This is a genomic window from Spiroplasma endosymbiont of Villa modesta (genome assembly GCF_964030925.1).
Lineage (GTDB): Bacteria > Bacillota_I > Bacilli_A > Mycoplasmatales > VBWQ01 > Spiroplasma_E.
Genome location: NZ_OZ034992.1, coordinates 1118327 through 1142806 on the forward strand (window position 1 = coordinate 1118327; position 24480 = coordinate 1142806).

The following is a 24480-nucleotide window of genomic DNA, read 5'->3' on the forward strand; positions in this document are numbered from 1 at the left end:
AATTACTTCTTTGTAAAAGTTACTTGTAAAGAACCATCATATAAATTTTTACCTTCAACATTAGCACTTGTTGCTGTTAAATCTGAAAAATTAGCATTACCTTTTCGATAATTAGGATTTTTAGCAATAACTGCTTTTTCTACTTCATCTGCAGTTGGTGTTGCACCAGCCATAGTAATAGCACCTAAATTAGTAAATTCAATTGCTGTTGCAATATCTATACTTGAAGTAACTGTAAATCCTTTAACTAAATCTGGTCTTAATGCTTTACCATCACTTACTAAAAACTTATGAAAGTTTTTAATATTACCATTAGTTTGTAAAATAAATGTATTATCAAGACCACGATTAAACGGAAATGCCAATGCTTCTTTATGCACTAATACAGCATCACAACCCCTAAAGTCAAATCCTTCTTGTTTATCAATAACTCCAGCTGGATAATTTCTTCCTAATCATGGACATTCTATAATTTTAATACCACCAATTTCTAATACTTTACCACTAGCTAATGCTTCACTAGAACTTTCACTACCTAAATTAGCATTTGCTAATAAAACTAACGGTTTAAAAAAACTAGATACTCATAATGTATAATCTTCTTCATTTGTACCAATATATTCATCAGTAATTCTTGCTTTTAAAGTTGCTAATGTAGTTGAGATTTTTAATCATAATAATGCTCTATAATCATCTGTTTTAGGATTAGTTGGTAATGTAATATTAATAATGCCATTTTCGTTTGCTGTTTTAACTGCTAATTGAAGTAATTTAGCAACTAAATATACTTCTACTGATTTTGCTTTTGCATCAATTCAACCAGAAACATAACTATCACCCATAGTAATGCCACCATCTTCAAATTTAGCACCTAATCTTTTTAAATCTAATGTTTCAATTTCATAATTAATTTCTTTTGATTTATTTAAAAGAATTTGTTCTGTTCTAATTGCTGTTACATCATTTTCACCAGCACCACGTTTATAATCTTGTGTAATATTACGTTTTGTAACATCATAAATAGCAGTACCAGCATCTAATTGTTCTCTATTCTCTACTGTTGCATTAATTAATGCTACTCTTTTTGATAATAAAACTTTTAAATTTTTAAGATATTTAACTGATAAATCTGCTTTACCACTAGGTGTACTAGGGTCATTAATTGTTGTTGATTGTGTTGTAATAATTGCCATATTTATTCTCCTTTAATTTGTTTTAAATCATTTAATACTTGTTTTTCAAAATTAAGTATTTTTTCTAAACAATTGATACTTTTTTCATATCCTTTAATACTTTCTAAAGTATTTATTATTTCTATACGAGTACTTCTAGTAATATTAAAAATATCAGGATAATCACTTTGAATATTTTCATATTTTTTATTAAATTCTTTAATAGTCATATTTAACCTACCATTCCGAATGTATTACTATCTACATCTTCTTTTTTACCTTCTTTAAATTTATCTTTTACATCTAAAGAATTACTAATATTTGTATCTTTATTTTTATTAAATAAATGTGGAAAATCTTTATTTAATAATGATAATTCTTCTTCAATATCATCTTTATCTCCAAGATATCTTTTTAATAAATTAATATTTTCTTGTGATAAATCATATTTTTTATAACTTTCTGAATGTCTAATTTCTCTATCTTTATCAGTTTTTTCTTTATATAAAGCATTATATTTTTCTTCTAATTCTTTATATTTTTCTTCTAAAGTTGGTTCTTTTTTATCTTCAGATTCAGATTCTTTTTCAGTATTTTCTTCTGATTTTACTTCTTCTTCCTTAGTTTTTTCTTGTTCATCTTTTTCTTTTTCTTCCATAGTATTACCTTCTTTCATTTCATTTTCATTTAACATAATTATCACCACCTTTCTAAGTTGAACTTTTTGGATTAATCACCAATGACGTAGTTTGAAGATTTCAATTTGCTTTTGCTACAAATGTGCTTCCAAGATAACTTCAACTTGTAAGGGTTGAAATAAATTGATATCTTAATACTATATATTTATTAAAACTAGTATAAGCCACTATTTTAAATCAAACGCTTCCTAACGAATCTATACCAGTTGTAGTTGGTAAATCATTAGTTCATAATAAATCATTAATATAAGTATTAGAAATACTATCATTAGAAGTTAAAGTTGCTATTTGTTTATCTTTACCTTCATTAATACTATTATTTATATTAAATGTTCAATTATTTGTAGCATCATTATGATTTCCAGAATTATTATTATAATTAATATTATTTGCTTCAAATTGTGGATTTTTTTCATTAATATCTTTTAAATCACTTAAATTAATTTTTATAGGTGTAAATCATGATTTTTTATTACCAGTTGTTGATGTTCCTTTCATTGGAAATGAACCACTCATATTAAAATTAAAATTAAATGTCATACTTTCATAATCTTCTTTAAATTTATCAAAACTATCATAACCATAATCTTGATATGAAAATAATATTGCTCTACCATAACCACTTAATTCTTCATTTATATAAGGTCTCATTTGATAACTATTATTTTCTGGTGTAGTACTAATAATACTATTTGTAATCCCATATTGACTTTGATTACTTAAATCAATAAATATAGGGTGCGCTCTTTCTATTAATGGGGGTGGTTGGATTGCTTGAGGATAATTAAATGGTTGGTCAAATTTAAAAGTATTATTTGCTAAAATAAATGTATTTTGAATTAATCTACTATTATTACTTGCTTTACCAACTGTTTGATAAGTACCACTTCAAATACTAAAATTATCATTAACAGCACCATTTCTATTATCAGGCATTGAATAAAATGTTATTTTAAAATTACTTTTTCCTACAACTTTAATATCAATCATATCAATTGCTCATTTTAATATATTAGTATTAGTAAATTTAGGTTCATTTAATAATGGAATTAAACTATTTTCTTTTGGTAATAACGAAATTGTATCTTTGCCACCAGCACCATTTAATTGACCTAAATTTACACTATCATAAATTCCTTGTGAAGAAATACTTCCATCATTAATGTTAAAATTTTGTAAATTAATCCTATCTGTTAAATTAAATGTAAATGATGTCATATGACTTGCTGTACCTAATACAGATTGAATAGTATCTGGTGTTTCATTTCTAAATACATCTAATGGAATTAATGCTGGATTAGTACTTTGTGAACTATATAATAATGTTGTATAAAAATTATATAATTCAGCAGATATTAAGCCATTTATATAAGGAAATTGTGGTATTAATAAATTACTTGATAATTTAGCACCAATATCTAATCCACCAACAAAAGCATTCATAAATGAACCAAATATAGGTATAGTATTAAGATTAATTTTAATAGTTTCTCTAACTGTTAAAGGTATTTCACTAATAGGATTATAAATAAAATAATGTAAAGCATTAATAGTATTTAATTGCTTAAATTTATTATTATTCATATTATAATGAGTATTACCAATAAATTTTTTATTATTTTTATTATAATATTGAAAATATGGATTACCAGCAGTTGCATAATTATAATCTTCTATTTCAGCACCATTTAAAAAATTATTATCTCAATAATTTACTAATCTTTCAGAAGCATCCACTTTATTAGTATTTTTAGTTTTTTCAACATTAGTTCTTAAATGACCTTCATAATGTTTAGTTGCACCATCATCATAATTTGGTGCAATTACTTTTTGTCAATCTGAATAACTATCCATAACACTCTGCCCTTGAACAGTTAATACATAATTAGTTTCTGGTAATGCTTGAAAACTTATTGGGTCATAAGTTGAACATTGATATTGTCATGGAAATAATAATTTACTTGGATATTGTCTATATTTATGATGTTTAGTATTAATAGAATTATTATCAATATCTCTACCTCATAATGCTATTGAAATAGGTTTTACTGAACCATAAAAAGATACTTGACAATGAGTAACTGGTAATGGAGTTAAATAATTATCATCTAAAACAATATTATTATTTTCATCTAATGCTGGTAATGCTACTGGGTCAGCAGGTGCACCTAATTGTACATAGGTGGTTGGCCCTTAATTACTGGACCATTTTTGATATAAAATTCTAAATTTTAATTTGTAAAATTGGTGGTTTTAGAAATTTAGAATGTATTCTTTCATAATTATAAAACATAACATATTGATTTACATCATTTATAGCTTCATTGATGGATAAATATTGATTTGATCCTTTAGGTAGTCATTCTTGAGATAAATGAGAAAATCAGTTTTCAGATAATACATTACCACCAATATCATAAGGTTGTTTTTTGCTTAAAATTATTTGTTTATCCTCTGCTCATTTTGTGATATCCTGACAATAAAATTCGTTGGCGTTATCTGAATGTAAAATAACATTTTTTACTTGATTTCAAGAAAATTGTTTGTTGATTTTTTCAAGAGCAGGAAGAATTAAATCCTGATATGATTTATTAGGAGCAATATTATAACTAACAACATTATTTGAATAAAAATCAATAATTACAAAAAGATATAATCATCCTTCTTTAGTATTTATTTGTTTAGTGTCCATTGATCAAATTTGATTTGAAGAGGTTGTACTTTTATAATCTTTGTTTACTTTATCCATTGTAGGTATTCACTTATTTGGATTTTTTTTGTTTTTAGGATAGTTATTTTTAGTTTGTTTTAATCCTTGAATATTGTGTTCTTTCATAATTTTTCGCATTTGTTTTATTGATAATTCTATATTTAAAATGATATTTTTTTCTTGTTTTAATCACTCTTTAAAAGCTGAAAAAATTCTTAAATATCCATAAATTCTGCCTTTTCTTGTAGAATGAAATTCGATTAAAAGTTGGCATATTTTTTGATATTTATGATTGCATTTAATAATATGATTTTCTTCTTTTTTAATAGGTTTTTGTTTATTTTTTAAAAAGTAATATGTTGATCTGTTTAATTGAAGATATTGACATAGGTTTCTAATTGAATATTGATTTTTACAATCATCAATAATTTTAATTTTTTCTTTGATATTTAATTTGTTAATTACTAATGCTATTTGTTTAATTTTATCCATTAATAAAAATCCTTTCAGGTTAAAATTAGTGTTAATTATATAACACAATTGTTTTTAGAATACATTCAGGTTTTTTAAATTAATGGTCTAGTAAAAAGGGCTAAGTGGCATATTGATTAATTGCTAATCCACTATGGGCTAATTTATCATTTAATGAACTAAAAGTACATTGAATATAAGCAAGTTCTTTATTTTCATTATTATAAGTTTTACTTGCAACTTCAAGAATATATCATTGTCTATCAACTTTAATAGATTTATCAGTATTTATAACTTTATTAATTTCTGGAATCATATATAACTTATATAAATTTGAAACAATATTATTAATAAAATTAAAATTCTTTTTTTCATTTGGAATATTAATAACTACATTTTTAATTGCTTGTTCTTGAATAAAAGCATTATTTGCTGGAGTTGCTGAATAAGTAATACCTAATTGGTCACTTAAAATATTTCCATAAAATACATCACCAACTTGTAATTGTTTATATGCTTCATCTGGATTATCTTTATTTTGAATAGGATAATAAGAATGGTCTCAAACTGCTTGTATTGCTTCTCTACCAGTAAAGATTTTACTAAAACTAGTATAATCATTAGGTATTGAAGTTGGTGGTTTATATCCCGTTTCTGTTGAATTTATAGCACCTAAAATAATAGTAAAAGGACATACACGAAATTGTAAATCTTTATTTTGTGTAAAATCTTTTTCAATTTCACCAGTTGATTTTCAAACTGTTTTAATTAATTGATGATTTATTTTCGGTATCATTTTTAGTTTCTCCATCAATATCTTTTACTAACTTATTATCAAAATCAATTTCTTCTTTTCTCATTCTTCTATTTTCTTCAAGAATGTTCATTGCTTCTTCTTCACTAACACCTTCTTCTTGCACAAGAATACGTTTTCTGTTAGTTAAATCTAATGCTAATTTTCTCTCATTAATTTCTAATGATTTTAATCTATCTATAATAGTATTTTCTTTAATTTCAAATGTTCATTTAGATTTATCACCATCTAATCCCATTAATATAAAACATCTTTGAAATATTTCATTTCAATCACTTTGATTTAAAGTTCTTTTAATTCTTGTAGTTTCCATATCTCTTGAATTAGTAATTAATACTTCTGCTTCTGTTTTTTGACTTGTAGTATCATTTACTGGACTATATCCACTACCCTCAAATGCTTTATCAATAATAAATTGTATAAAATCTGCATATTTATCTAATATTGGATTACCTTGTAATATTGCAATTGGTGGTGTTCCACTAGTACTTCCTAAACTTCTTAAATTTGCTTGTAAAATAAATTTACCTATTAATTTTTTTAAATCAAAAGCAGTTTTAGATTGATTTATTTCTTGTTCAGTAATATCTAAAAATACACGAGTAACATTACATTCAAGTTCATGGTTAATTGATTCAAATGTTTTATTTAATAATTCTTGTAATTTTTTAATTGGTGTCATATCTGGATAATAATCACCAATAACTCCACCAAAGAAATTCTTTTTAGGCAAATTTTGCATAAATTTAACTGGAATAATACCTAAATTATGATTTTCTATTAATGGTAATTTTAAATCATCACTTATTTTTTCTTGTAAACCATCTAATGTAATAAAATCACTAGTAAAATATCTAATTATTTGATTTTGAGTATATGTTGTTTTAACATAAATACTTTGGTCATCATATTGTAACCTTGACCATGTTGATGCACTATATTCAGTTTCTAATACTCTTGCTACTCTTGATTGAGCATATGGTTGAGCAAAATTTAATGAAATTCTACCAGTTTTACTTCTATCAATTTGAACAATACTATAACCATAACCAGATTTAATATGACAATCTTGATAAAATAATGAATCAAAATTATTTCATTCTTTTAATTTTTCAATTGCTCTTTTATAATCATCATCTTCACTTGTTAAAGTATAACCATTACCCCAAAGTAATTTAGAAGCATGATTTGCTATAATTTCTTGAAGATTTATCATACATCAATTAGGAGTTAATATTTCAGTATTATGATTATTCATGGGTGATTTAGGAGTTAATATTTCAGTATTATGATTATTCATATGTTACTTCCTTTCAAAATAAGGATTTATATTTGCACTTAAATTTCTAATATATGGTTCTATAGCATAATCAAATGCATCACGTAAATGGTCATTACCCGCTAATGGTATTTGTTTAATACTTTTAGGGTCTCATACAGCCAATCTAAATTCATCTAATAATGATTGTGCATTCATACTAATATTTAAGCGTTCTGATGCCATTAAAGCAACATTCTTACCTATTCTAAACTCAAGTCTTAATTTCACACAATCTTTAAAATATAATCATGAATTAACTTGATATTTAATTGCTGTATCATTTAACATTTCAATAAATGTATAATTACTAAAATCACAATATACAGTTAAACCATATTCATATAACAAATTATTTTCTTTTGCTAATTTAATATAAAACTCTACTACTAATCTTGCTAATTGCTTATTATCATAACGTATTAATTTATTTTCTATTTTTAAACAATCAATAACATTAACAAATTTAAAATTATAATCAAAACCTATTAATATACATGCTAAAGCATCATCTTTAAACCCATAATCTAATCCAGCACTAAATCTATAACTTGGTTGTAATAAACGTGATATCTTATGAATAAGATGTGAATATATTCCACCAGATTCATAACCTACTAATCCATGACTTCTTACTCTTGCAGATATTGGGTCTAATTTTTCTATTTCTAATAATTGATGTTTATCACTATCTTTTAAATGAGTATTTAATTTTCAATTTTGATAATGATAAATAGTATTATCAATAATAGTAAATTGTTCATATTCATTAATAATTTGTTTTTCATTTTGAGGGCATGAATTTATAGTTTTTTTAATAAATTCATTAAGAATTGACCAAGGATTACAACTTTCAATTTCTAATAATTGATTTGCACCTCTTATTGCATCTTTTAAATCTTGATAATCATTTTCAGTAATTTCATATCTTTCATCACTTCATATAATTACATAATCATATAAATAATTACTTGCTAATCCAGTTAATTTAACATTACTATTATCTTGTGAATGTAAATATTTACAAGTTATTTTACTACCATTAAATTCAATAGTTTTTTTAGTTTCACTAATAATAAAATTAATACTAGGATAAGTTGCTCTAATAATTTGTTTTAATTCTTGTCAACTATCATTTAATTGTTTTGACATATTACGAATTAAATAAGCATGAATATTAATATTATCTAACATTAATAAAATACCTAAGAATTCAATATCACTAAATGTTTTACCAGATTTACGACTACCTAATTGTTTAATTTTATTAATATTTAAAGATTGTTTTAAATACATTCTTTTAGCAATATCTAATAAATAACCAAAATTACTTAACATTTATTCTTACCTTTATTTTCTAAACTAATTGCTATAGGGGCTGTATTATCACTACTTTTTATATCAATTTTTGTAGATAAATGATATTCTTTCACAAATGCTCTTTCTAAATATCATGCAGTATTATTTGCATTTGCTTTTAAATATCTTTGTGTATTAATATGGCGTATTTGTAAATATGCTCAATTAATTTGTTGTAAAAAAGTATTTCTCTTTTTTTGTTTTCAACTATAAAGAGTATTTTCAGTAATATCTAAATAAACTAACATACCAATTTTAGTAGGTACTTCTTCAGTTTGTTTACAATGATTAAAATATTCTTCTAATTTTTCTCTTAATGCTTTTGCATCATTAAAAATTGTTCTTATTTTTATTTTTTCTTCTTGCACATAAAAATCTCCTTTCATATGCTTTAAAAACACAAAAATTTATGATATAATTAATATAATCTTTAAGTTAACTTTCGGTAAAATAACTTATGAACTTTATTAATTACTTCATATATTCTTTTATTTATTTTTTATAATATAATTATAACAAAGAATAGCATTACACTGCTATTTTTTTATTTCTTTTCTTAAATTTCAACATTTTCTTAATTTTATTTCCTAAACTTTTTCAAAATTTAAATTCTGGATGTTGTTTTTTATATATAATCATACATCCTATAAAAGTGCCAATAATATTAAGAGAAATAGTTAAAAATAATACTCCAAAAACTTTATTTTTTTCACATAGATTTCAACCATATAAACCTATAAATCCTAAAATACTAATTATAAATATTCCTAATAATATTCATCATGCAATATATTCCACTTTTATTTTCCTTTTCTATTTATATTTTTCTTTATTGTACATTATTTTATTAAAAAAGAAAAGATAACTAATAAAAGTTATCTTTTAAACGTAAATAGAATTTGCAGTTTATTTTATCGTTCTTTAATATTATACTCTAAAACCAAACATTTTTCAACAATATTTTAATAAATTTGATACAATTTTTGAGTTAAAAAATAAATAGAAAGGTGTTAAAAAATGTTTAGTTTTAAAGGATTTCTAAAATCTGAAATCAGTAATATTTTAGCAAAATATTTTCAAAAAATCCATAATTTTGATGAATATTTTTTTCTAAATAGAGATAAAAATCAATATAAAGTTGCTTGAACATGTAATAGAACAGTAAATACTCCAATTGGAATGGATACTTTTAGACAAAGAGTTTATTGAGATAAAATTAATAAAAAAACTTATTATCCAATTTATGAAGAATTTGGTATTAAAAAAAGAGCAAGAATTACTAATGATTTATATTTTGATATATTAGATAATTTAATTGAAAATTTAATAAGTAAAAAAGGTTATTTTAATATTCAATCAGAATTTAAATATACTTCTTTTTCTAAAAATCTTATTTCAAGGATTTTTAAAGAAGCAAAAATTGAAAAATGAATACCAGAAGAAAAATTTAAAGTATTAGATAATGAAAAATTAAATATATGTGCAGATGATGCTTTTGTTACTTGTTGAGATGAAAATGGTATAAAACAGCAATATTGTTGTAGACTTTTAACTTTTAATTTAGGTAAAAAAGAAATTTATTCATATAGAAATAAATTAGATAAAAAAATAACTTCATTTATGTTATTTAAAACTGGTAATGGTTTAAATCAACATGAATTATATCAATTTACAACACAAACTATTCTTAATCATTATGATATTAATTTAAATATATTAGGTGTTCAATGAGATTATCATAATTATAATTTAGTTGTTGCTGGTGATGGTGCATTGTGAATTAAAGCAATGGCAAGTTGATTGGGATGTTATTATATTTTAGATAAGTTTCATGCATTTAGTTATTTATGAAAGTCTTTTGTTGGAGTTCGTGGTAAGAAAAAAGAATCTCATGACTGAAAAAAATTTTTAGATTCTTCAACTACTTTTTCAAATGGTAATTGTAATAAATTACTTGATTTTTTAAAACTTAATGTTAATACTAAAACTTATAATTATTTTAAAAATAATGCTCATGGTATTGTAAATCAAAATGCTTCTTGAAATATTGGTTGTAGTGCTGAAAGTGATGTATATCATTTTTTAAAATCTTTAACTAATGGAGCAAAAATATATAATTATCAAACATTAAATAATATGTTAATAGCAAAAGCAAATTATTTAAACACTAGAAGTTATCTTAATAGTACTTAATAAGTTAAAATTTTATATTTTTAAAACCTAATTTTAAGATTAGGATTTTTGTTTTATTTAAATGTAATTTTGTAATTATATTTTTTAATATTTTTAAAATTTATGGTATAATTTAATTAACAAATCATAGAATTTGCAGTTATATTGTTAATGTTACTCATAATTCTAAGGGTTAATCTCATACGTCCGATACTGTGGACATATTCCGTAATTAAATTTAATTAATTGTCAATAAAATTGTTTTAAAACTATTTAGTGTTATTGAATATAGAAATAAATATTTTTTGAAAAAATAGTTTAAAAAATGAGTTTACATTTTAAACAAAAAATTGTTAATAATATTTTTATATTAACTCGATAAAAATTTAAATTTTAAAAAAATATTTTTAATATTTTTTTTATTTTAATGGTTTTATTTTATTAAAAATTTCACAAAGTAAGTTAAATCTTAAGTACATAAGTCTAAATTTAGATTTTCTACATTTATTTACTAAAATTTTGAATCTTTTCAATCAAGCAAAGACATGTTCAACTTTAATTCTAATTTTAGATACAATCTTATTGTATTTTCTTTCTTGTTTAGTTAATTTTTTATTTTTAGTTCTTTTAATTGGTATTATTGTATTTTTATAAATATTTTGTATACCTTGATATCCTAAATCACCAATAATTATTGTTTTTTCTGAAAATTCAAGATTTGAATTTTTTAATATTTGAAAATCATGCACTTTACCATTATCAGCAAAAATATCAACAATTTTTTTATTAAAAAAATCATATACAATTTGAAATTTTATAGAATACATTCAACTTTTACCAGAAAAATATTCTAACTGTAGTTTTTTTTAGTTGGTCTTTCAATTTCAATCTCAGTTGAATCAATTAAATAAAATTGAAATTCATTTGAATTTTCTTGTTTTTTATCAATTTTTAATTTATATCTTTCTTTTAAAAATTGGTAATCTTTGTGGTTACTAAGTTTATTTTCTACTCAAGTAATATTTCGAAAACAACTTGATGGGCTCATTTTAGATTTAATACTCATTTGAAAAAAGTATAATATTCTTTTCAGTATAATAAAGTCATCATTAATCTTTCTTCTACTGAAAGTTTATTTTTTCGACCTTTATTTTTTTCTAATTTTTCTATTTCAATTAATTTTTCTAACATTTCATTAAAATGAAAACGTTTTATACCAAAATATCTGTAAAATTCTTCATTTTTTAATTTTTTTAAATTTTCAAAAATCATTTTTATCAACACTTTTCTAAATTTATTGTTAATAACAAAATTATAAAATAAATTTTAAAATTATTAATTGACTTTTAAAAAATTTAATTACGGAATATGTCTTGTATCTTCTTTATTGATATCTAATACTACTGTTGCAACTGATTGACTATTTCTTTCAATAAATTGATCAAGCGTCTTTTGTACTTCTGATATTTTTAACAAACTTGCATATAATTGTTCAGCATTACCTTTCAATAATAAACAATTTAAAAAACCCTTTTGTATATTATCTGTGATTTTCAATTTTATTTAAATTAAAAATTGTATTAAGTAATATACTATTTTCAGTTTTTTCAATAGTTGGAGCAAAATAATTAGATATACCTTTATATTTTACTTCTAAGTTTTTATAAAAATGATTCATTATCTGAAAAAGATTTTTTTACTAATAATTTCTTCGGGAAATAACTCTTTTAATAAATCAAGTCGTTTTAATTCTGTAATATTTAAATCTTTTTTTTCATTATACTCTGATTTCATTTTTTTCCTACTTTCTTCAAGTTTCATTAATTCTAAATAAAATAAACCATTGTCATTTAAAAATGACAATGGTTTATTTTACACTAGTAATTAATTGATATAATTATAATATACTTATTAAATTAAATCTACTAAAATTTAATAATTTTTCTATACTAAGTATGAATTATACTTTGATTATCTTCCTTAACACAATCATGAATTTTAACATCATAACTATTAAATAAATTTTCATAATCAACATTAAATGGCACTAGTAATTGGTTTTTACTAGAAAAACGAGTAATTAATAAGTGCAAATAATGATGATCATTATTGGCATTTAAAGTTTGTTCATAATAAGCGAACCGTTCTTTATACTTAAATTGAATTGCTAATACTTTAAAATTATGTGATAAATAATTACGAACATCTTTAATATACTCTAACTGTTCTAATAAAATTTTACTATCATTAAATTCTTTGATACCAAAATAATGAGCAATCTTAGCGATACTTTTATCATTTAAAGTTTGTAATAATTTCATTGTTCATTCAAATGACATAACTTCTATTAAACTGCGTATTGTTCGTGATTTTAAAACACCACTTCTATTATATTTATTATAACTAGCACGAATCAAACGTAAAGCTGTTTTCATTTGAGCTAGGTGTTCTGGATTAAGAAAAGTAGCATTATCTAAATTTTGAACATTATCATTAAAAAGTTGATGTAATAAAGCATTTTTTAAAGAATTTTCAATCATTAAAATATGTTTTAAATACAATAAACGTAAATCAATGTTTAATAATAATAAATCTTTAAGTTGATGTTGAGGATAATTACGCTTTAATAATTCTAAATATTTTTCTTCAACAATATTTTCTACAAATCATTCTTCATTTAATAACATGTAATTCACTCCTTAAATAAACTAACCTCTAATTTTATAAATACCAACGCGAATAGAAGAATTTTCAGATTCTTTTGTTTCACTTTTAATATCTACTTCTTTTTTTCTTCGTAACAACTCTTGTTCAATAAAGTCATCAACGTTCATATTGGTACTTTGATAAGTAGCAGTTCAATCAAATGTTTTATTAGTAAAGTTATTTTTAGGTTTATTACTATCTTTAAAAAATTCTTGTACTTCTTGATTCATAAATGCTTTTTGCTTACGTTTACGTGAAAATAAATTAGTAAAGAATTTCTTAAAATTAAAAATTGATCAAAACTGACGAAAATTAATAGTCATTGCTAAACCAAAAATTAAAATTGATGAATACAATAATGAATAACCGATAACTCGTAATACAAAACTATAATCTGTGAAATTATATGTTGGTGGATATTTATCAAAGAAATAAAGACATCCAAATAATGTTACTGCTAAAATTGGAATAATTAACACTAAAGTATTTTGAATAATAAAACGTAAATCACTATTATACGTCAAATGTTTTCAAACATAAACTCAGATTGAAATTAAACGATAAACTCAACCAATACAACTTGATAAAAGAATCATATATAAACTTAATGATAAATATTGATAACTTTGATGTTTTCAACCTAAATTTGATAGTATTCAACCCAAAATAACACCTAAAACAAGATTTATTATTGATTGAATATATGAACCTCAAATTGTTTCTTTGTGTTTTACAGTAGCATTTACAATAACTTTTCCTGGTTCGGTTGCCACTTGAATTGTATTTTTTAAAGATAAAAGTAAAATAAATCATGGTTGTGACAAAAATAAATTCATAAAAAGATTTTTTGAAGAATCAAAATTACCATCAGAATTATTAATATTTGTAATACTTAAAGCAGACACTAAATATTGAGTAATAATAAATTGATTAATAAATAAAAAACCAGCAATCATATAAGCATATAACTCAAATTTAGTATACACAGTTCATCTAATTCGTCCACTTTTGGCAATTCAATATCCAAAAACTTCGCGAAAAGAACTAATTAAAATTAAAGCAATTGAGCGCATTGTTGTGGCAATAATAATATAAATAGTGTAAATTGATGTTGTTGTCAGTGATAAAAATAAAGTAATTAAAATAATATCAATGTTAGAAATAATCATGTCAGGTAAACGATTCAGGGCTACTCATCATGATTGTTTTAGCATCCTTTTTTGTTGTGTTCATTTTTTATGTTGTAATCATGGATATTCAATTTTAATAACGATAAAAGTAACAAATGCTTTTAATACACCACAAACAAAATAAGCAAAAAAAGGAATATACATATCTATTGGTTTACCATCAGATTTTCTAATAACTAATAACGTCATTAGTAAAATATACATAATAATCTCTGAAAAAATAAAAATTAAACGATTTAAATAACCTTTTTGATCAGCTTGAATTAAATTTTGATAAGCACCACTAAAATAAAAAAAGATTAATTCACGTGATCCTAAAGAAATAATAATAAGTGCTACTTGTCAAAAAGGAATTTCCATATCTAAACCAATTTCTGGTAAATGAACACTAGCTAATCCTAAAATAAAACCAGCACTGACAAGAATAATTAAATATATTCTTCCTGAATGATGATAATTTTTTCTTGTCGTATTAATAATATCGTTGACGGTTTCATAATCATCATTTTGTAAAGGACGATATAAAGAAAAAATGGTAATTAAACCAAGTCCTCCTTCTGTCAAACTAAGGTAAGTCAAAAAAGAAATAATAACACGAATTAAACCATTAATTTTTTCACCGTATGCTAAACCAGTAACATAAAGAAAAGTTAACTGTAAAATAGAGATAACAATTGTCATGATAACACCAACAATTGTATTAAAAATACCTTTTTTAGTTGTCATTACTTCACCCAATCTATACAAATAAAACTAATTTTGTTTTTTACTTAAATATGTTAACAACCCAAAATTAAAAGTTCAATATTATTAATCACTATTAAAAATAAAAAAATAGCAAAAAAATAAAAATGTAATCTATATATTAGTATAGATTAATTTTATCATTTTTCTTTTTTAATCTGTTTAATTAAATCTGTTTTTAAATCTTTTATTATAAAATTTTGATCATTCAAATAAGTAAATGGTTCTTCTAAATCATTAAATGACAAATAATAAGCAAATAATGCAATTTTATTAGGAGTAACTATTGTTGACCCATACTTAGTGTCACCAACAATTGGTAAATTTAAAAATTGTAAAGTACTACGAATTTGATGTTTTCTACCAGTAACTAATTGACACTCAACTAAAGTAAAGTCTTTAGTATTAAATATTGGTGTAAAGATGGTGCTACAACTTTTACTTTGTTCACTTGGTTCAATTGAAAATTTCATTCTCATTGTTAACTCATCATGAGTAATATAACCAGAAATATTTAAATTTTTAGTTAATTGGCCAGAACAAATAGCCAAATATTTTTTAATAATTTGACCATTTTTGGTAGCATTATGAAGTGCGTTTTGTGTCATTTTATTTTTTGGATAAATAATTAAACCCTTAGTTAGTTTATCTAAACGATACTGATGACTAATATTAAATGTTTGCTCACGTTTCTTCTTCGGGTATTTTTGTTGTAAATAATATTTTACCATGTTATCTAAGCAAGAACCATATGGTTGATGGACAACAATATTATGATCTTTATTAACAATTAAAAAATTATCATCTTCATAAAACAATTCAATTGGTGCTTCTTTAGTAATTTTTTCTGGTTTATAGTTAACAACTAAATTACTTTCATAAATGACTACTAAATCATTTTCTTGTAAGCGATATTTAAAATCAGTAGTAGTTTTATTATTAACTCTGATTTTTTTTGTTCTAAATAAACGATAAATTTTTGAGAGTGGTAGTGTTTTAAATACTTTTTTTAAATAATTAATTAAAGTTTGATCAGCATCATTGGCAGTAATTGTTAGGGTAGTCATAATTTCTCCTTTTAATTTTTATTAATAAAACCAGAAATAGTTGCAATTAGATTAGAAAAAGCATGTAAACCAATAGTATATGTAGTATTACCGCGTGTCATTATAAATAATAAGGGTAATATAATACTAAATCCTAAATAACCAATAATATTATTTCAATCACCACTATCCATAACATGCATTGATGGGAAATAAATTAATGAAGCAGCATATGCTAACCAACGATAACGAACAATGGTAAAAGTACCATGACGATATGATATTTCTTCATTAATTGGAGCAATAAAAATAGTACTAAGAACTAAAACAAAAATGCCATATGGACTATTCATTAATAAGTTTAAAACATCTTGATTTTTTGAAGTATTATTACTTGTTAACATATTAAATTCACTAAATTTAGGAATTATGTTGAAAATAATATTTAAAATAGTACCAATAACAGCAAAAATGGTAACTCAAGTTATTAAATCTAATTTTGCTTCTTTTAAAGTAGTAATAATTCTCTCACGTAATGATCTACAAAATATTAATACTAAAATTGATCCTAATAATTGAAATAACTGTTGAATTAAAAATGTAGTAGCAAGCGAAGTTACATCATCATCTTTACCACTAATAACTTTTGTTGCAATAAAAAATAAAAGAACAAATACTACACTAATAAAACCAAATACACTATGACTATAAGCAGCCCACCCACCTTTTTTAATCATAGTTTCTCAATCAATACCAAGTGAAACAACTAACCCAAAAATTGGCAATAAACTAAAAATAAAAAGACTAAGAAATGAACTTTGACTAGTATCTTTTACAGCATAAGTTTTGATTAAACTATAAAGAATTGGAATTATAATAAAAGATATAAGATAAATTATTGTTAGAGTTCAACTGGCTGTTTTGAAATTAAAGTTATTGGTGTCATCACAACTAAGTGATTTTGAAGTAAATTTATCAATAAATGACTGTTTTTGTTCATTTTTTTCTAAATTATTACTATTAATGTTATCAGTTTGGTTTACATTAATTCTACGTATGATATCATTGTTGTGAGAAACATTAATTTGATTAGATTTTTTATTAAACATGTATAAGTACTGCACGAAAACTTTCACCCTTTGTTAGTAAAATTAGTATTTAATATTAATTTTTAGTATAACATATAGTGAGAAATCTTGTAATATAATAAACTTGTAATTTTACATTAATTTATTATAATGTAATGCAATATTTATATGTGAAGAGTTTAAAAAGAAAAGGAGGATAGAAAAGAATGCCTAAATACAAGATTAATATTATCGATTTACCATATAATTATGATGCTTTAGAACCTTATATTTCACAAGAAACAATGAAACATCATTATGAAGAACTTCATAAGAAATATTTAACTTCTTTAAAATTAGTGATGGATAAACATCCGAAAGTTTTTTCTGATTATAATCTTGAAACTAAAGGGGAACTAAATCGTTTATTAAGTAATTATTGTAAATTAGAAGATATATGTGAGGATAAAGAAACTTGTAATGTAAAAAAATTACAAAGTAGCATTCGACAATTTGGTGGGGGAGTAATTAATCATAATCTTTTCTTTTCACTATTGGGGAAAAATAAAGGTTTTAATGAAAAATCAGCTATTGGTAAAGCAATAATTAATCGCTTTGAATCTTATGAAAAATTTGAAGCTGCTTTAACAAAAACTGCCATAGATATTTTTGGAAGTGGTTGAGCATGATTAGTAATTGACAATAATGGTACATTAAGACTATACAAAACTTTTAATCAAGACAATCCATGATTCTTGAATATGTATCCATTGATCGCTATTGATGTATGAGAACATGCACATTATCTACAATATAAAAACGAACAAGAGAAATACTTACAAGCATTATTAAAAGTTATCAATTGAGAACAAGTAAATAACAATTATCAAGAGTATTTAAATGAAAAAACTAAAAAATAAGTAAAAAAGAACTCAATTGAGTTCTTTTTTTATAATATTATTAATATTAATCTAATCTAAATTATTTTTTAGAAGAATTTTTCGAAGAAATAGCAGCAATTCTAGTTTTTTCAATTTCTGCTTTTTTTTCTATTTTAATTTTTTCAACATGCTTTTTAAAACCACATCGATTACAATTCAATTGAATATTTTTTGCTTCTAAAAATTCGGCAATTAAAATAACCCTACCACATCGATGACAAGCAAAAGCATTTTCTGGCTTTTGTGCTAAACGAACAGATGCATATGTATCTTTCATAACTTACTCCTAACTCATATAAAATTAAAGTAATTATTTTTAGTTTTAATACTATACTTAAAACTTATCAAAGGTTAATATTAAAAAATGTGTCTAGTTATATATAAAAAAACCTTTAAGTCAAAATAAACTTAACAGGAGTTTAAAAACTAAATACTTAATTAGCCATTATTTTTTAATACTAATTTTATTATAATCATTTTTTTTAAAAAATGTATATTATTATTTATTTATTTTATTTACATTACTAAATTATACTTTTATAAAACAATATTACAATTAAAGTAATAATTCATTTATAATTAATTATGTCTTATTAACAAACCAATTAGGGGAGAAAGTAATATGAGTAACAAAAATAATGATATTAAAAATGAAATAATACAATTAAGAAACCAAATTAAACAATGAAATTATGAATATCATGTTTTAGATAAACCTACTGTTAGTGACGAACTTTATGATAGCGCCTATCATAGATTAATAAAATTAGAAGAACAATATCCCCAATTTAATAGTAATGATTCTCCAACTAAAACTGTTGGTAATAAACCACTTAATTCTTTAACAAAAATTTTTCACCAACAACCAATGCTAAGTTTGGGTAATGCCTTTAACTATGAAGATTTACTAAAATTTGATCAACAAATTAAAAAAACATTATCAGAAAATAACATTGAATATGTTTGTGAGTTAAAAATTGATGGTCTATCAATTTCTATAACTTATGAAAAAGGAAAAATAAAAACTGCTGCTACCAGAGGTGATGGTATTGCTGGTGAAGACATTACCAATAATATTTTGACAATTAAAACAATACCAAAAACAATACCAATTAATTCTAAATTAGAAGTAAGAGGAGAAATATATTTAAGTAAAGAAGAATTTAATCGCATTAATGAAAAACAACAACAACAAAACTTACCACTCTTTGCTAATCCTCGCAATGCTGCAGCCGGTACTATTCGCCAACTTGATATTAATATTGTTAATTCAAGAAAATTAGATGGTTTTCTTTACTATTATATTAATGCTACTAATGATAATATTAAAACCCATGAACAAGCATTATTTACCTTACAAAAATATGGTTTCAAAATTAATGAACAATGACAGTTATGTAAAAATATTGAAGAAGTATGAACTTATATTCAAAAATATGAAAAGTTAAGAAATACATTACCATATGAAATTGATGGTATTGTCATTAAAATTAATGATCTAACCAGTTATGATATGTTAGGAAGAACTAATAAGGCACCAAAATGAGCAATAGCTTATAAATTTCCTGCTGTTACTAGTGTTACTAAGCTTTTAGATATATTTCCAACTGTTGGTAGAACAGGAAAAATAACCTATAATGCTAGATTACAACCAGTGATAATTGCTGGTACTACCGTTACTTTTGCCACACTTCATAATGGTGATTATATTATTAATCGTGATTTACGTATTAATGATTTAGTAAGTGTTAAAAAAGCGGGTGATATTATTCCAGAAGTAATTGCCCCAATTATTAGTAATCGTCAAATAAACAATATTATTTTTAAAAAAGCTATCCATTGTCCAGTGTGTAAAACAAAATTGGAACAAGTTCCGCCAGAAGTTGATCAATTTTGCATTAATAGTGATTGTCCATCACGAATTCTTAAATCATTAATGCACTTCTGTTCAAGAAATGCTATGGATATTATTGGTTTAAATGAAAAAATATTATTACGTTTTTTAGATTTAAAATGAATTAAAACTATTAGTGATATTTACAATTTAGTTAATTTACGAAAAGAAATACTATCATTACCACGTTTTGGTGAAAAATCTTTCACTAATCTTGCTAATTCAATTATTCTATCAAAACAAAATTCCTTAGAAAGACTTTTATTCGGTTTGGGAATTCGCCATGTTGGCCAAAAAACAGCAATTATTCTTGCAAAAAAATATTTAACTTTAAATAACTTAATGGAAGCAACCTTTGATGATCTAGCTAATACTAATGAAATTGGTCCAACAATTGCTACTAGTGTTATTGATTATTTCCTTAATCCTACTAATCAACAACTAATTACTAACTTGCAAAACTTTAAACTTAACTTTAATTATTTACAAAAAAACCAATCACAAGTATTGAATGGTAAAACTTTTGTCTTAACAGGAACTTTAACTAAAAGTCGTAACGAATTCATTCAATTATTAAATAACTATGGTGCTAAAATTACCAATACTATTAGTAATAATACTTCTTATTTAATTGTTGGAGAAAATCCAGGAAATAAATTAGCACAAGCACGCAAACTTAATGTTAAAATTATTAATGAAGAGCAATTACAAAATTTATTGAAAGAGGTAGCAAAAAATGGATAAAATTGAAAAGAAAATGACAACAAAAATGCTACATGAATTTGCTAACGAACTTATGTTCAATTTAAGCGAAGAACAATGTGAAAATCTTTTACTAGAATTTAAAGCTATTGAAAAACAAATGGAAATTGTGACAAATATTAATACAAATGATATTGAACCTTTAAATTACCCATTTCCTATTATTAATAATTTATTACGTTCCGATAATGTTGGAACTCATTTAACATCTAAAACTGTTTTAAATATTGCTCCAGAAGTTGAAAATAATTACATTAGTATTAATCAGGTGATTAATCATGAAAATTAATTACCACCAACTTTCAATTCGTCAACTTCATGAACTATTAAAAACAAAAATACTTACTCCAGATCAATTAACTAAATTAGTATACAAACGATTAGAACAATTCAAAAAATTAAATGCTGTTGTTACTTCACTGGAACAAAATGCCATTAAACAAACAAAATCAATTACTGAACAAGAAATTAATGATAATTTATTAACAGCAATTCCATTTGTAATGAAAGATAATATTGCTACTATTAATTTCTTAACAACAGGTTCATCAAAAATTCTTGCTAATTTTATTCCTAATTATGACAGTACTGTTAATATGTTATTAACAAATAATAAAGCCATTAATATAGCTAAAACTGCTCTTGATGAACTAGGAATGGGTGGAGATGGTTTATATGCAGCTACTGGTCATGTCTTAAACCCTTGGAATTTAAAACATATCACTGGTGGTAGTTCTAGTGGCAGTGCAGCTTTAGTCGCTGCTGGAATTGTACCATTTGCTTTAGGAACAGATACTGGTGATTCAATACGTAAACCTGCCGCTTATTGTGGTATTGTTGGTTTTAAACCAACATATGGTTTAATTTCAAGAAATGGTGTTTTTCCTTATGCTCCAAGTTTAGACACAGTTGGTATATTTACTAATCATGTCGAAGATATTGCCATTGTCTTGGATAGTATTGCTTTATTTGATGAACAAGACTTTACTAGTGTTCAAAGTAAAGAAAAAGATTATACTCAAAACTTAAATCAAAATATAGAAGGTAAAAATATTGCTATTTTAAATTATAATGATTATCAGTGAAATGATATAGTTAAATCTAGTTTTGATGAAGCAATAAAGCATTTAACTGATGGTGGTGCAAAAGTTCAAAAAATTGAATTTAATAAAGAATTATTACAATCTTTATTACCAGTCTATATGATTATTTCTTTTGCTGAAGCAACTAGTTGCCACGCAAATCTAACTGGTATTAATTTTGGTGTTCGTAAAAATGGTAAAAATTATCAAGAAGTTATGACAAATTCACGAACATTTGGTTTCGGTGATATGGTAAAACGCAGACACATTATTGGTGCATATGCTTTATCTGAAAATCATCAAGAAGAATTATTTAACAAAGCTAAAAAAGTAAGAAGATTAATTGTTGAACATTTAAATACTATCTTTAAAAAATATGATGCTTTCATTATTATGCCAAATATTAATCCAGCTCCAAAAATTAAAGATGTATTAGAACAAAAAAAAGTTATTAAAAGTGAGCATGATTATTTAGAAGACTTACTACTACTTTCTAATTTAAATGGTGGACCAAGCATTAATATTCCGTTAACTACTGTTAATGGTTTACCGATTGGTTTTAATATTAATGGTGCACCTTTCAATGATCAAGTTATATTGAATATTGCTTCATTTTTAAGTAAAAAAATTAATTTTAATAATAAACTACTAGGTGATGATCATGAATAATAAATATGATGTTGTAATGGGTATTGAAATCCACTGTGAATTAAAAACTAAAACTAAATGTTTTTCCAACGCCGCCAATACTTTTGGTCAAAAACCAAATACTCAAATTAATGCCATTGATTGCGGATATCCAGGAACATTACCAACAGTTAATCAAGCTGTTATTATAATGGCAATTCAAACATGTACTGCTTTAAAAATGAATATTGATCCACTCTTACGTTTTGATCGAAAAAGTTATTTTTATCCCGATTTACCTAAAGGTTATCAAATCACACAATTTTTTCATCCAATTGGCACAAATGGTGAATTACCAATAGTTGTAAATAATGAAGAATTTATTGTTAGTTTTGAACGCTTACATATTGAAGAAGATACAGCAAAACAAATTCATAATAATAAAAAAACATTATTAGACTATAATCGAGCGGGAATTCCCTTATTGGAAATTGTTACTAAACCAATTTTTAACACAAGTGAACAAGTAGTAGCATATATTAATACTCTACGTCAATTATTAATTCATTTACAAGTTAGTGATGCTAAAATGAATGAAGGCTCATTACGATGTGATATTAATATATCGTTAAAACCACATGGTAGTGATATTTTAGGTACCAAAGTTGAAATTAAAAACTTAAATTCTACACATAATATTACTTTAGCAATAAATGATGAAATTAATCGTCAAACTAATATTTTAAATAAAAAACAAAAAATTAATCTTGAAACTAGAAGATTTGATGAAAAAACTAATAAAACCGTTAGCATGCGTAGCAAAGAAAATAAAATTAATTATAAATATTTTCCTGAACCAAATATTTTTCCAATTCAACTAGACGAAAAATGAATCAAAATGATTGCTAAAAATCTTCCTGAATTGCCTAAAGAAATAATGGAAAGATTAAAAAAACAATACAATCTACCAACAAAAGATATTAATTTATTAATTGATAAAGTAGAAATATTAACTATTTTTGAACAAACAGTTGCCATTAATAATTTAGCATTACCTACCTTTAATTATTTAGTAGGTCCTGTGCAAGCTTATTGTAATACTAATAACACTACTATTAAAAACAGCGAACTTACTGCTAATAATCTATCACAATTAGTTAGTCTAGTTTATGAGCAAAAAATTAATGATAAACAAAGTAAACAGTTATTAAATGCAATTATGATTAATAGTGAAAAAAGCCCTACCGAACTTATTAGAACATTAGGTATTACTTTAGTAAGTGATAGTAATGATTTAGAAAAAATATTAATCACAATTTTAAAAGCAAATGAAAACATGATTACTATTTATAAAGTCAATCCAGAAAAAGCAATGAAATTTTTTATGGGTCAATTAATGAAACTAACTAAAGGACAAGCAAATCCACAAGTTTCTAAAGAAATATTAAAAAAATTGATTGAAAACTATAATTAGTTTCAATCAATTTTTAATTAAGAATTTTTATATTATACTTTGAATATTTTTATTATCAATTTTATATACTAATATTTTATTTAAAATCTACATTTTCAATTAAATTTCCTTAAATTACTAAATCATCATTTGTCTTATTAACAATTAATGAATATTTTAATAAAATATTTATTTTTATTCTTTTAAGTAACTTTCTTAATTTTAATTAAAATTACTTGTTGGTCTTAAAAATT

Annotated in this window: 25 protein-coding genes; 6 read left to right on the forward strand and 19 right to left on the reverse strand. The window is 23.5% G+C overall.

Annotated elements, in window-relative coordinates; all coding sequences use genetic code 4:
- Positions 1 to 2 precede the first annotated feature (2 nt).
- The 10 genes from AAHM89_RS07290 to AAHM89_RS07335 form a co-directional block, all read right to left on the reverse strand.
- Positions 3 to 1193, reverse strand: coding sequence for a hypothetical protein (locus AAHM89_RS07290; protein ID WP_342265898.1), 1191 nt, complete (start codon positions 1191 to 1193; stop codon positions 3 to 5).
- Positions 1194 to 1195: 2 nt separating this feature from the next.
- Positions 1196 to 1402 carry a hypothetical protein gene (locus tag AAHM89_RS07295; RefSeq protein ID WP_342265899.1) on the reverse strand — a complete coding sequence of 69 codons (207 nt, stop codon included), beginning with the start codon at positions 1400 to 1402 and terminating at the stop codon, positions 1196 to 1198.
- Positions 1403 to 1404: 2 nt separating this feature from the next.
- A complete protein-coding gene (locus AAHM89_RS07300) occupies positions 1405 to 1866 on the reverse strand; it encodes a hypothetical protein (RefSeq protein WP_342265900.1) in 462 nt (153 codons plus the stop codon).
- Positions 1867 to 1882: 16 nt separating this feature from the next.
- The gene (locus AAHM89_RS07305) at positions 1883 to 3724 is read right to left on the reverse strand and encodes a hypothetical protein (protein ID WP_342265901.1); all 1842 of its coding nucleotides are present in this window, start codon (positions 3722 to 3724) and stop codon (positions 1883 to 1885) included.
- Positions 3725 to 4094: 370 nt separating this feature from the next.
- Entirely contained in the window at positions 4095 to 5072 is a 978-nt protein-coding gene (locus AAHM89_RS07310; protein ID WP_342265776.1) for an IS3 family transposase, read from the reverse strand.
- Positions 5073 to 5172: 100 nt separating this feature from the next.
- Positions 5173 to 5847, reverse strand: coding sequence for a hypothetical protein (locus AAHM89_RS07315; RefSeq protein WP_342265902.1), 675 nt, complete (start codon positions 5845 to 5847; stop codon positions 5173 to 5175).
- Positions 5816 to 7165 (reverse strand): phage portal protein, encoded by a 1350-nt coding sequence (locus AAHM89_RS07320; RefSeq protein ID WP_342265903.1) that lies wholly within the window; start codon positions 7163 to 7165, stop codon positions 5816 to 5818. The genes AAHM89_RS07315 and AAHM89_RS07320 overlap by 32 nt, the downstream gene beginning before the upstream one ends.
- Before the next feature lie 3 nt (positions 7166 to 7168).
- Complete coding sequence (locus AAHM89_RS07325) at positions 7169 to 8521, reverse strand: phage terminase large subunit (RefSeq protein ID WP_342265904.1); 1353 nt, start codon at positions 8519 to 8521, stop codon at positions 7169 to 7171.
- A complete protein-coding gene (locus AAHM89_RS07330) occupies positions 8515 to 8910 on the reverse strand; it encodes a terminase small subunit (RefSeq protein ID WP_174480004.1) in 396 nt (131 codons plus the stop codon). Before AAHM89_RS07330 ends, AAHM89_RS07325 begins: the two co-directional genes overlap by 7 nt.
- 160 nt (positions 8911 to 9070) lie before the next feature.
- Positions 9071 to 9340, reverse strand: coding sequence for a hypothetical protein (locus tag AAHM89_RS07335; RefSeq protein WP_342265905.1), 270 nt, complete (start codon positions 9338 to 9340; stop codon positions 9071 to 9073).
- A gap of 219 nt (positions 9341 to 9559) precedes the next feature.
- Here AAHM89_RS07335 and AAHM89_RS07340 point away from each other — a divergent pair, with 219 nt between their 5' ends.
- On the forward strand, positions 9560 to 10735 hold the full coding sequence (locus AAHM89_RS07340) for an Mbov_0401 family ICE element transposase-like protein (RefSeq protein ID WP_342265906.1): 1176 nt from the start codon (positions 9560 to 9562) through the stop codon (positions 10733 to 10735).
- 398 nt (positions 10736 to 11133) lie between these two features.
- On the opposite strand, the gene AAHM89_RS07345 is transcribed toward AAHM89_RS07340, so the two are convergent.
- The 8 genes from AAHM89_RS07345 to AAHM89_RS07380 form a co-directional block, all read right to left on the reverse strand.
- Positions 11134 to 11541 (reverse strand): transposase family protein, encoded by a 408-nt coding sequence (locus AAHM89_RS07345; protein ID WP_339045908.1) that lies wholly within the window; start codon positions 11539 to 11541, stop codon positions 11134 to 11136.
- A gap of 23 nt (positions 11542 to 11564) precedes the next feature.
- Complete coding sequence (locus AAHM89_RS07350) at positions 11565 to 11780, reverse strand: hypothetical protein (RefSeq protein WP_339047170.1); 216 nt, start codon at positions 11778 to 11780, stop codon at positions 11565 to 11567.
- Positions 11723 to 11986 (reverse strand): hypothetical protein, encoded by a 264-nt coding sequence (locus AAHM89_RS07355; protein WP_342265907.1) that lies wholly within the window; start codon positions 11984 to 11986, stop codon positions 11723 to 11725. Before AAHM89_RS07355 ends, AAHM89_RS07350 begins: the two co-directional genes overlap by 58 nt.
- 87 nt (positions 11987 to 12073) lie before the next feature.
- Positions 12074 to 12223, reverse strand: coding sequence for a hypothetical protein (locus tag AAHM89_RS07360; RefSeq protein ID WP_342265908.1), 150 nt, complete (start codon positions 12221 to 12223; stop codon positions 12074 to 12076).
- A 440-nt stretch (positions 12224 to 12663) separates the two neighbouring features.
- Complete coding sequence (locus AAHM89_RS07365; protein ID WP_342265909.1) at positions 12664 to 13401, reverse strand: Abi family protein; 738 nt, start codon at positions 13399 to 13401, stop codon at positions 12664 to 12666.
- A 21-nt stretch (positions 13402 to 13422) separates the two neighbouring features.
- The gene (locus AAHM89_RS07370) at positions 13423 to 15336 is read right to left on the reverse strand and encodes a hypothetical protein (protein WP_342265910.1); all 1914 of its coding nucleotides are present in this window, start codon (positions 15334 to 15336) and stop codon (positions 13423 to 13425) included.
- A gap of 155 nt (positions 15337 to 15491) precedes the next feature.
- The gene (locus AAHM89_RS07375) at positions 15492 to 16421 is read right to left on the reverse strand and encodes an RluA family pseudouridine synthase (protein ID WP_342265911.1); all 930 of its coding nucleotides are present in this window, start codon (positions 16419 to 16421) and stop codon (positions 15492 to 15494) included.
- A gap of 11 nt (positions 16422 to 16432) precedes the next feature.
- A complete protein-coding gene (locus AAHM89_RS07380; protein WP_174480467.1) occupies positions 16433 to 17509 on the reverse strand; it encodes a CPBP family intramembrane glutamic endopeptidase in 1077 nt (358 codons plus the stop codon).
- 185 nt (positions 17510 to 17694) lie between these two features.
- Between AAHM89_RS07380 and AAHM89_RS07385 the strand changes: the two genes are divergently transcribed.
- Positions 17695 to 18387, forward strand: a complete 693-nt coding sequence (locus AAHM89_RS07385; RefSeq protein WP_338959788.1) for a superoxide dismutase — start codon at positions 17695 to 17697, stop codon at positions 18385 to 18387.
- Between the two features lie 61 nt (positions 18388 to 18448).
- Here the strand turns inward: AAHM89_RS07385 and AAHM89_RS07390 are convergent, their stop codons facing one another.
- A complete protein-coding gene (locus AAHM89_RS07390; protein WP_252319187.1) occupies positions 18449 to 18685 on the reverse strand; it encodes a hypothetical protein in 237 nt (78 codons plus the stop codon).
- A 345-nt stretch (positions 18686 to 19030) separates the two neighbouring features.
- Between AAHM89_RS07390 and ligA the strand changes: the two genes are divergently transcribed.
- Genes ligA through gatB form a run of 4 tightly spaced genes read left to right on the forward strand, consistent with a single transcriptional unit; the run spans position 19031 to position 24247 of the window.
- Entirely contained in the window at positions 19031 to 21046 is a 2016-nt protein-coding gene (gene ligA, locus AAHM89_RS07395) for an NAD-dependent DNA ligase LigA (RefSeq protein ID WP_252319186.1), read from the forward strand.
- On the forward strand, positions 21039 to 21353 hold the full coding sequence (gene gatC / locus AAHM89_RS07400) for an Asp-tRNA(Asn)/Glu-tRNA(Gln) amidotransferase subunit GatC (protein WP_338959780.1): 315 nt from the start codon (positions 21039 to 21041) through the stop codon (positions 21351 to 21353). The genes ligA and gatC overlap by 8 nt, the downstream gene beginning before the upstream one ends.
- Entirely contained in the window at positions 21343 to 22815 is a 1473-nt protein-coding gene (locus AAHM89_RS07405; protein WP_342265912.1) for an amidase family protein, read from the forward strand. The genes gatC and AAHM89_RS07405 overlap by 11 nt, the downstream gene beginning before the upstream one ends.
- The gene (gatB, locus tag AAHM89_RS07410) at positions 22808 to 24247 is read left to right on the forward strand and encodes an Asp-tRNA(Asn)/Glu-tRNA(Gln) amidotransferase subunit GatB (protein ID WP_342265913.1); all 1440 of its coding nucleotides are present in this window, start codon (positions 22808 to 22810) and stop codon (positions 24245 to 24247) included. Before AAHM89_RS07405 ends, gatB begins: the two co-directional genes overlap by 8 nt.
- Positions 24248 to 24480: the final 233 nt, after the last annotated feature.